Source organism: Prevotella sp. C561 (assembly GCF_000224595.1).
Taxonomy (GTDB): domain Bacteria; phylum Bacteroidota; class Bacteroidia; order Bacteroidales; family Bacteroidaceae; genus Prevotella; species Prevotella jejuni.
The window spans coordinates 127,483-136,574 of record NZ_JH114146.1 but is presented as its reverse complement, the minus strand read 5'-3'; the positions used below and the strand labels follow the sequence as shown (position 1 = coordinate 136,574).

General features: G+C 38.7%; 10 protein-coding genes and 1 pseudogene. 1 reads left to right on the top strand and 10 read right to left on the bottom strand.

Annotated elements, in window-relative coordinates; all coding sequences use genetic code 11:
- Positions 1-390 (top strand): annotated as a pseudogene (locus tag HMPREF0666_RS16670) (IS30 family transposase); the annotation flags it as partial.
- A gap of 289 nt (positions 391-679) precedes the next feature.
- Here HMPREF0666_RS16670 and cas2 read toward each other — a convergent pair.
- From cas2 to HMPREF0666_RS18685, 10 genes are all read right to left on the bottom strand, one after another.
- A complete protein-coding gene (cas2, locus tag HMPREF0666_RS09465) occupies positions 680-1,150 on the bottom strand; it encodes a CRISPR-associated endonuclease Cas2 (protein ID WP_009012148.1) in 471 nt (156 codons plus the stop codon).
- A gap of 54 nt (positions 1,151-1,204) precedes the next feature.
- Positions 1,205-2,215: a CRISPR-associated primase-polymerase type B gene (locus tag HMPREF0666_RS09460; RefSeq protein ID WP_009012147.1), complete on the bottom strand. Its 1,011-nt coding sequence runs from the start codon at positions 2,213-2,215 to the stop codon at positions 1,205-1,207.
- Between the two features lie 84 nt (positions 2,216-2,299).
- Positions 2,300-3,277, bottom strand: a complete 978-nt coding sequence (gene cas1 / locus HMPREF0666_RS09455; protein WP_009012146.1) for a CRISPR-associated endonuclease Cas1 — start codon at positions 3,275-3,277, stop codon at positions 2,300-2,302.
- 287 nt (positions 3,278-3,564) lie between these two features.
- Positions 3,565-5,010, bottom strand: a complete 1,446-nt coding sequence (locus tag HMPREF0666_RS09450) for an ATP-dependent RecD-like DNA helicase (RefSeq protein WP_009012145.1) — start codon at positions 5,008-5,010, stop codon at positions 3,565-3,567.
- Positions 5,011-5,027: 17 nt separating this feature from the next.
- Positions 5,028-5,384, bottom strand: coding sequence for a hypothetical protein (locus tag HMPREF0666_RS18120; protein ID WP_009012144.1), 357 nt, complete (start codon positions 5,382-5,384; stop codon positions 5,028-5,030).
- A complete protein-coding gene (gene csx2, locus HMPREF0666_RS09440; RefSeq protein ID WP_009012143.1) occupies positions 5,365-6,693 on the bottom strand; it encodes a TIGR02221 family CRISPR-associated protein in 1,329 nt (442 codons plus the stop codon). The genes HMPREF0666_RS18120 and csx2 overlap by 20 nt, the downstream gene beginning before the upstream one ends.
- 13 nt (positions 6,694-6,706) lie before the next feature.
- Positions 6,707-7,126, bottom strand: coding sequence for a restriction endonuclease (locus HMPREF0666_RS09435; RefSeq protein WP_009012142.1), 420 nt, complete (start codon positions 7,124-7,126; stop codon positions 6,707-6,709).
- A 134-nt stretch (positions 7,127-7,260) separates the two neighbouring features.
- A complete protein-coding gene (locus HMPREF0666_RS09430) occupies positions 7,261-7,827 on the bottom strand; it encodes a Card1-like endonuclease domain-containing protein (RefSeq protein ID WP_009012141.1) in 567 nt (188 codons plus the stop codon).
- Between the two features lie 3 nt (positions 7,828-7,830).
- Positions 7,831-8,943 carry a type III-A CRISPR-associated RAMP protein Csm5 gene (csm5, locus tag HMPREF0666_RS09425; protein WP_009012140.1) on the bottom strand — a complete coding sequence of 371 codons (1,113 nt, stop codon included), beginning with the start codon at positions 8,941-8,943 and terminating at the stop codon, positions 7,831-7,833.
- Positions 8,936-9,088, bottom strand: a complete 153-nt coding sequence (locus HMPREF0666_RS18685; RefSeq protein ID WP_369750551.1) for a hypothetical protein — start codon at positions 9,086-9,088, stop codon at positions 8,936-8,938. Before HMPREF0666_RS18685 ends, csm5 begins: the two co-directional genes overlap by 8 nt.
- Positions 9,089-9,092 lie beyond the last annotated feature (4 nt).

Genomic DNA, 9,092 nt, shown 5'->3' with positions numbered 1-9,092 from the left:
ATAGAGCGTAGTACAAACATGTTGTTATGAGAAACTAAANAGGGGAAAAATGCCAAAGAACTGGCACGAACTGTAATACACTTACTATCTCCTTTCAAAGACCATATCAAGTCTATTACAACTGACAATGGTACAGAATTCGCTTGTCATGAAATGATAGCCAAAAGCCTTGGTGTTACCATATATTTTGCTGACCCATACGCTTCATGGCAGAAAGGCGCTATAGAAAATGCTAACGGACTAATTAGGCAATACGTGCCAAAAAAAGAAACCTTTGAGCATATCAGCCAGCAACAAATAACTAAGTATTCAAAGAAAATTAACATGAGGCCAAGAAAGAAATTAGATTTTAAAACACCACAGGACTGCTTTTACGAACTAATTAAGTAAATTTGCACTTGCTTGTTGAATTCACGTAAGAAGAAAAAGAAGGCTTAGTCTTAATCCTTGTTTTAATGGAAGATACTCTCAGAGAGCAAAGACTTGTGTCCCTTTGTTTATCGTCGTTTGACGTATGTCTACCCTTGTAGAGATGACTTTGTTAACAGAAATTAACTGTTTTATTTGCGGGTGCAAAGTTACAAATAATATTTCAGAATGTCAAAGAGCGAAGCGTTAATTATTCTTTAATAGAAGGTGTTTGTTTCCGTTTAAGTAAGATTGTTATATTCTTATTCCTTTAAAAGAATAATGTGTTACGCGAATGAGTGATAATGTCAATACTTATATCTTCACCGATAATCTTCATTGCTTTTAATTGATCGGTGGAGACGGGGCATACGATAATACTGTCATGATTGTCATAGAGCGACTGTACTTCTTCAAGGTCACTCTTGATGAGGTCGTAGACTTTCTTATCGAGGTCGGCAAGAAAGATAGAACGTTGGATGCGGGTGCATCCTTTGCGTTCTAGATATTTTGCAATATGATAGCGCACCTTGTCGCTTTCAATATCATACATGACGAAGAAAAGCATATTGGTTGCTGGTCGTGTGGGTTTATTTACTACTCCCATGAGAAAGTCTACACGTTCTTGTAGTGTCTGCATATCACTGATATCACCTGTTCGTCGGTTGACGGGAGGTGAGTTCTGTACGCCGGCTCTACTGAGTTTCCGTAAGATTTCAATGTAAGGGATAGGTTTTCGCATGCTGGTTGTTTAATTGTTTAATGCTTACAGAGTTATGTATTTGTTTATAGTCTATTACTTCTGCAAGAAGGTTTTGACCAAATCAGCCAGTAACTCATTCAGTTCTTCATTTGTCCCAAGTCTTGGTGATATGACGACGCTGAACCCACGTTTGCCATAGAAGAGGTTTACCTCAGAGTCCTTTTGTCCCAATCGTGCTCGGATTTTCTTAGCATATTGTATATTAATTATCTCAGTAACTTGCAATCCTGTTTCTTCTATAAAGAGTTTCAGTTCAGCGATTATCTCGTTGAGTTGCTCTGGTACATAGGCTGGGTGTTGTTCTATTTGTGCTTTGGGGTTGAGTTGTTGTCGGATACGCGCTAATACATCTTTGTCAGGGTCTTTGGGTAGGGAGGTCTGCCTGTTGTCACTTTTCTTGGCAACCTTGTCATGCTCGTCCTGTTCATGTTTCATCTTGAAGAGCGCATCAGGGTTAGCCTCGTCAAGATAGGCTTTAATATCAACGGGTGTTGAGTTAGGATTGAAATAAGCATTAGGGTCTATACTGACGAAGCAGGCACGTGTAACATCCGATGTCTTACTGTCAGTCACTTGGGTTAGGTTATGCCGCATGGCGAATGTCGCAGCAAAGGCCTTATAGAAGACAGAGTACAGACCAGCATCATAGCATCGTTCTTTAAGACGGAACATAACTTTCAGACCATCCTCACTTGGAGACGTAAAACACATCATGACTTGTTCGTCTTGGATAATGTTATCATGTATAGTCTTCAATGATAGTTGTTTGGATGATAAATGGTCAAAGTCGAGTATAAAGCTCTCCGTATAGGCAAAGTTTTCTTTCCTACGGAAAGGCGGATTGAATTGACCACAGACGAAATAAGGTAGTTTTCGTTTCAGCTGTGCATAGCCTTTGGCATCCATACTATAGACTATACGCAGCTGTTGGATTGTTGCTGCAATGGCAGGTTTAGGATTACGAAGACTATAGTAGAGGTATTCCTCCTGCACCTTCTTTAGTTCGTCGGCAGCAGATTGTATGTTGGTTCCGAATAATAGCATAGTATTCTCAGATGAAAGTGTTATTGTGTAACGGTAGGGTGTAAAGCTATTATTGATTCTCGTAACTCTTACCCATTTATTCTTCTACATCTCCTCCTTAAACTTTTGGGCAAGGGATTGAACGTAGAGAGAGAGCATTGTCAAACGAGACCTTGTCACCCCTTTTATGGTTATCACTTCGTCCATGTAGTCATTGAGGGATTGGATAAGCACACGACGTCCGAGTGCTTCAAGCCAGTAAGAGCCATCTTCACGAACAGAATAAAATTCCTCTGTAATAACATTCTGGGCAAGAAGCGTATAGACAACATAATCTACCCAGATGCGGTACATCTCAATGATATCATAAACAAGTACGGGACGATTGTAGTCGTCACGATGTAGAACCCCAATATATGGGTCAACTCCTGCTTTAATGAGTGCTCCCTCAATGCGACCATAGAGGACACCATATCCATAATTAAGGAAGGCATTTGTGATATCAAGGGCAGGATGTTGTGTACGAACATTGAAGCGGAATTGTTCTGGTAGGAATGAATTTATTGTGTTGAAATAGATGCGCGAAGCTTGTCCTTCCCATCCGCGAAGCATTGGAGCTATGTCGTTGACAATGTCGCCTTTGAGTGCACGGATTTTATTGCGGTAGTCTTCTAATCGTGCAATATTCTTTTCTGAGTCGACCTCTGTGTGTTCGTCATTGTTGAAGAGTAGCATAAGCGCCTGTTGGTTTTCAATCTTCTTAAGTAGAACTTCCTTTATCCACTCTACAGCGTTGTGAGAGTAGACAAAATTCAACTGTCCTTTTCGAATAGTAGAGATGCTGCCATACTTAGGACTCCATATACGTCCGATGGGTTTCCCAGTCTTGTCCATAAACATGACTTCTATCTCGTGTTCTATCGCAAGCATAACGGCATCACTCGTTATCTGTGCACCACGACTGATTTGTATACTATCTATACCTACAGCAGGTATGCGTTGTTTCCCTTCAGATGTGTTGATGACAAATCCTTCATTGTCACGATTAAGGGAAATACCAAATGTGTTGAGTATTAATTCCATAAAGTTAGAAGTATATATAATCCTTGTTTTATTCTTTATTATTGGGTCCAATACAACTTATCTATTAAACTTAGACGTCTGAGGGAAAACGTTGGAATGAACGTAGATGATAGTTAGGAAAGATGTTTACAACCCTCAACGCTTATATCTAAGTCCCTTAGGAAACCAGCTCACTCATATTAAATAGGATGCACTCTATTATTACGAGTATCAGACCAGTAAGATGTGCTATTTCCTTTTTATCCGACAACAATAGTTCCTTATATGATTACCTTTGTTGGACATTTTCATCCGATAAAGAAATCATCTGCCACGTGTAGACATTCACTGGCACGTGTCATGGCTGTATAAAGGCATTGGTAGGCAGAACGCTTTGGGGAGTGGCTGAGGTATCGAGGAATATCGAGATATACATCCTTCCATTCTCCTCCTTGCGATTTGTGGCAGGTAAGCGCATAACCATAGACTGCACGGAGAGCATTGAGGTATGGATCGTTGAACATGACTGCTCTAAACTCATCAGTCTTAGGTCTAATGTTCTGTTTCTTCATCCGTCGATAGAAATCAATGAAGAGTGCCTTTTGACTCTCTTGTGTGAGATTGGTTGTATTATCGTAGAGTATGTCTTCTATGAGCAAAAGAGAGAACTTTCTCTTGCTAACCATTTCTTCCACTTCAACTTGTAAGAAAGTGAGTTCTGCACGTCTTATGCGTCGTTCTGTCGAGATAACCTTTACAAGGTCACCATTCATCAGTTTCGTCAGATTGTTGTTCTGTGTGACAAGTAAGAGTTCGCCTTCTTCAAGTAAGGAATTATGGAAACCGAGTGCAGGGCGTACGATACTCGTTAGTGTGTTGCAGGCAGCATTGCTTCCACAGAGTAGGGTGGCTTCTTCAAAGCCTTTCTTCTTTACGTTGTTTATATACGCATTGACTATGGAGAGTTGTGAGGGGTGAATCTTAATGTTCTTGTAGCCACGGAAGGGGAACTTCCCCCATTTGATACGAGGAGGGTTCTGATAGAGAGCACGCATACGTGCAGCTGCGACGACAATGTCGTTGCCATCCTGCTGGCGTACAATCTCATTGAGTGTAGCACACTGAACAGTCATGTTGTGTACATTCTCGAGATACTCTTGGTCAAGTGCTGGTGAGAAATCTTGTGTAATAGGTGGTAGCTGACAAGCATCACCTACAAAGATAAAACAGCCCTTTTCATCGTAGTTGATGAGGTCGTGTAGTAATCTTCCTGTTCCAAAGATGGCCTGCGTAGGGTTCTTTTCAGGAGTATCAGAAATCATAGATGCCTCATCAATAATATAGACTTTACGGTTATAATCAGAATTGTTTGCAGAGGCAGATGTGAACTGCAATAGTAACTGTCCTGTATCGTCAATACCTTTTGCATCGTCAATCTGTTTTACAACCTTTTCGATATCCTGATTGAAATCAGCAAAGGTATAAATGCAACTATGAACAGTTTTAGCCTCACATTCTGTCTTGTTGCTGAGAATCTTTGCTGCTCTGCCCGTAGATGCAAGCAACTGAAATTCTTTGTTCTGCTCGTTTATCCACTCAATGAGAGTCTTCATCAGCGTAGTCTTTCCAGTTCCAGCATATCCAGTAAGGATGAAAGTATTGGCACTACTACCGTTAACAAAGTCTTTCAACTTATTGAAAGCCTGTTGCTGAGAAGGTGTCAGAACTATCTGCTTGTCTTTCTTTGCGGTCATGTGGATGATAGTTATGATTAATATTCTCTGAACTGTACAAAGGAGAACTGAACAAGTTTTCGATGGTCTTCCGTTTCCTCTACAATACGCTCGGTGGTAGATGCAATACAACGTACGCCTGCCTTTTGCAGTTGTTTTACTACATGATAGGAGAATGTTTGTTCTCCCATGATATGAACAGTTAAATTCTTTGTAAGGTAATGTTCCAGAATCTTCTTAACATAGGATGTTGCCATCTTTTCTACAGCAAACTTACTAAGTCCTGGGTCGATATTGGGGAAGGCTATTTCCTCCAAGTCGCCATATTCCCTCGCAGCTGACAGCTGCGAGGGTGACCATGTGGCGAAAGGGTGGTTAGAGAGGTTGATGAACATAATCACCAAATATTATATTATGAACTTCTTTAATGCTTTCTTTGATTTTATGTGCGAGCTTGTCTGCACTCATAGGGTTAGGGCGGAATCCAGCATGGTTGAAATCGTTACGCACATCAGTAGCTGTTTGAAAGCTATTGGATAGTTTTTCTATGTTAGGAAGTTTAATAAGTTCCCTCACCTTGTTTAAAGCCTCTTCCTTTTTACCATAGTTCGAAAGTTTCCATTTCTCTTCGTTCTGTTGTAGCTTATTGTGTATAATGTAAAAAGCATTATTGACAAGAGTTCGTGCGTCTATATCTGTTACAGGAAGGTCATAATTACTACAAATGTATGTTACAATAGTTTCTTGTAGAATTGTTATGGCCTGTTGATACATGTGGTTGTCGTAGCACCATTGTGCAGCATGCAAACCATTTAGGATGTTTGAATCTGGAATAAAGTTAGTAAATGATTGTTCTATTCTTTTCACTACAGGAACTAAAGGGACAATGATGTCTTCAGATAACTGGTTGATAGTCTTTTTTAGACGGCAGATGTCTTTTTCCTTTGTAATATTTAATCCACGACACATTTGAAGATTGTCGGTTATGTTATTCAGTGTGTCTGAGAAACTTCTGAGAGCCTGTGCCTGTTGGTCTTCTCCCCTTGTGTCTCGGAGGATTGGTTTAAATACCTGTTGGGTGAGCTGTGTCAGCTGTTCACTTCGTCCATTGTGCAGGAAATCGGCCGCTGCGAAGGTCCAGTCTTGAAGAACTGTCAGTGGGAGTAAATCTACGATAGGGGAACCCTCTTCGTTGCGTGCTTCATAGTTGCCGTATGAAATATGTGCTATGCGGATGTTCTTTAGGAACTTAGCATAATTGCCAAGAACAAGGATGAGCATTGGTAAGTAGCGGAAGCTGTGAGTGAGGTCAAAGTAAAGTTCATCTCCATCTTGTATTAGCTCAAATGTTGTTTGGAATATCTTCCACATTTCGTCCTCATTCTTCCCATCGCAGATTGATACAGGTATAATCTGTGAACGTAAGTCCATTTTCTGGAGTAAGGTGCTCAGTCCCTCGTAGGCTATTTCTTCCTTCGTATGCGGATGTTTGCGTGATGACACCTCCCAGTTTGATACTTTCGCTTTATCTGTGAGCAGGATGCAGACCCTGTCTTCCTCCGTCCAATTTTCTTTACATCCAATTAACTCAAGTGTTGCCTGCTGGATGAATCTTGTTTCACTGGATTTAAAATCTCCTTGTGTATATACACTTTTTTCGTATAGACCTGTTCCGAGAACGGATATGAATAATTTTCGTGCCATTATTATTTTATTACTATTTGGTATTTATATAAAAAAGTTCTTTGTCGAGTAGTTGGAATAATGATTCTTGTGCTGACTGTCGATTTTCAAAATCTTTCATACTAAAAGAGAGAATATGATTGTCTGAACATTTTTCTATAGCTTCTGGCTTCATCTTTGCATCTGTAATGAAGAGTGCCTTAGACCCCAATCCACCATAGTTTTTTACAGCTGTGTTGAATTTATCTATATCCGTGTTGTCATATATTTGGGTCTTGCACTCAATCATAATAAGTTTATAACCTGTATTGACAATTATGTCTATCTCATTTTTGGGATACTTGTTATTATATGGATAAATGGTATTTAACCAAATCTCTTTGGCATATTTCCATTTGCTGACCATCTGTGCAACCTCGTATTCAAACCAGCCTGAGTTGAAAATAATCTGCATAATGTGTGGGGACTCAAATGTGTTTTCTTTAAATCCATATTTGCCATTCAGTGATAGAGTTATGTAATTTTCTTTTTTGTCCCATTCTATGTATGAGCCATTCGAGGTGTGAAATGTTCCTGTACTTTGATTGTTTATTTTTTTTGTCCATCTTTTCCAGGTATTGTTAATCTATTAAAATCGTTAAAGTTATATTGCCTTATGGCTTTTATTGCCTGTAAGGTATCAAGATCATCTTCTGTATAGTCATCTAATAAGATATGTGACTTTGCAAGTTGACCATTGTACTGCATTAACTCTTCCATGTTGAGGCCTTTACAAGCCCATTTCTCTTGTTGGGTATAGTTGTAGCATATACTATTTTGATCGATGTATAACAGTGTAACATTCTTCATCCCTTGTGTTTGTAAGGCAAATGAAAGAGCCCATGGCTTTGTTCCACCAGATAGGTTAATTGTTATCTCATCATCAGTAAGTTTGTGTAATAGTTTATTAACAGAAACTTTGATAGCATCATAATCAACAGGTGGAAATTCTTGTAGATTACATTCTTCAGAACAGAGGTTCTCTATATGTTTTGCTTCAGATGCGCTTTTCTCAGAATGCACAAGTATGACCTCGTCAGGAAAACTTTCTTTTATACCGAGGATAACAGGCATAGTTTGACCTCCGACAAGCGCTATATGTACCTTTTTTTTCATTGCTTAATCCTCTAATAATGTCATACGTATGAAACCTAAAGGTTTACAGGAACTATCAACCCTTCTTGATTTAGGAAAGTTGTAATTACTATATCTTTGATTTTGAGGACGTGCTACAGGAACAATACTTTCGTTGAATTTTTCAAATGTTTCAGCCCATGCTCCAGTAATGAATCGCCATCCTGATCCTGCTCCTAAACGTAGGATACAGGAGGTCTTACTTGGGTCTTTGCATTTTTGTATCTGTTCCATAATGATTTCCAGATTTTTAATGTATTTATCTACGTTTTCAGCATTTGGATTATTAATATGGTCTTGCCAATATTTTATTTCATGAGCTAATAAGCTCTTTGTATGTTGATTGATAGTAGAGAACATTTTATTGAGTGATGACATACATTCTGGAAACTCTTGGACATATTTTTTTGCGTATCCATAAGCTTTTAAATCAAGTTTTATTTCGCAGACAGATGAATCTTTGGGCATCAATGTTTCAACCAACTGGCTTTTAGATGTATCCCAGTAACTGTTTGTCTCTCGTTCATTAATACTAAATAGTCTTACAATATTCTCATAATTATTACCAAAGACGGCGTCTCCAATTTTGAGAAAACGGTATATATCTTTGTTCGGATTTTCTCCTAACAAGTGCTGCTCTATAGCTTTTGCATTAATCCTTGTAGGATTAACAAGATTTTCCACTTCATTTTTTTTATTGATAATATTGGATAGGACAGCTGTGCGTATTGCACCTTTGATAGAACTTCCTGGGATGTAAGGGTCGCCTAAACCGTTATGAATAAAAGTTTGGAGGGTATCATTTTCTTTAAGAGTTTCATACGTATGATCAATTCTGAAGCAATAATCATCAGTAATTGCTTTTGGAGCATAGGTTTTCATAAAGTCAATGATAGATTTTTTTCTTTCAATAGTTGCTATCCAAGCGTCTAATGCTTTTGTATCATTTTTTATCAGAGACATTATTTTTCGAGGAGATATAATACCTACATAATTATCACCCCCTTCTTGGAAATTTATGAAATCACTTCCATATTGCAGGATTTCACCAGAACCAATATGAACTCTGCTCACGATATCTATTTTGACTTTACTCATAGTTTAATATTTTAATAGGTACACTAAGAGGTAATCCACTTCTGTAGACAGGATGTATTTCGTTACTATTCCATTTGGGCTGTAAATCTACGACTTTTCCTTGTAATTGCTCTTTTGTATTGAAGTAAGAACCGACATTGAACATATAT

Bases quoted from the DNA above. Each gene is read 5' to 3' on its own strand.
- cas2 (WP_009012148.1), bottom strand. From the start codon at position 1,150: ATGCGAAAACCTATCCCTTACATTGAAATCTTACGGAAACTCAGTAGA.
- HMPREF0666_RS09460 (WP_009012147.1), bottom strand. From the start codon at position 2,215: ATGCTATTATTCGGAACCAACATACAATCTGCTGCCGACGAACTAAAG.
- cas1 (WP_009012146.1), bottom strand. From the start codon at position 3,277: ATGGAATTAATACTCAACACATTTGGTATTTCCCTTAATCGTGACAAT.
- HMPREF0666_RS09450 (WP_009012145.1), bottom strand. From the start codon at position 5,010: ATGACCGCAAAGAAAGACAAGCAGATAGTTCTGACACCTTCTCAGCAA.
- HMPREF0666_RS18120 (WP_009012144.1), bottom strand. From the start codon at position 5,384: ATGTTCATCAACCTCTCTAACCACCCTTTCGCCACATGGTCACCCTCG.
- csx2 (WP_009012143.1), bottom strand. From the start codon at position 6,693: ATGGCACGAAAATTATTCATATCCGTTCTCGGAACAGGTCTATACGAA.
- HMPREF0666_RS09435 (WP_009012142.1), bottom strand. From the start codon at position 7,126: ATGCAGATTATTTTCAACTCAGGCTGGTTTGAATACGAGGTTGCACAG.
- HMPREF0666_RS09430 (WP_009012141.1), bottom strand. From the start codon at position 7,827: ATGAAAAAAAAGGTACATATAGCGCTTGTCGGAGGTCAAACTATGCCT.
- csm5 (WP_009012140.1), bottom strand. From the start codon at position 8,943: ATGAGTAAAGTCAAAATAGATATCGTGAGCAGAGTTCATATTGGTTCT.
- HMPREF0666_RS18685 (WP_369750551.1), bottom strand. From the start codon at position 9,088: ATGTTCAATGTCGGTTCTTACTTCAATACAAAAGAGCAATTACAAGGA.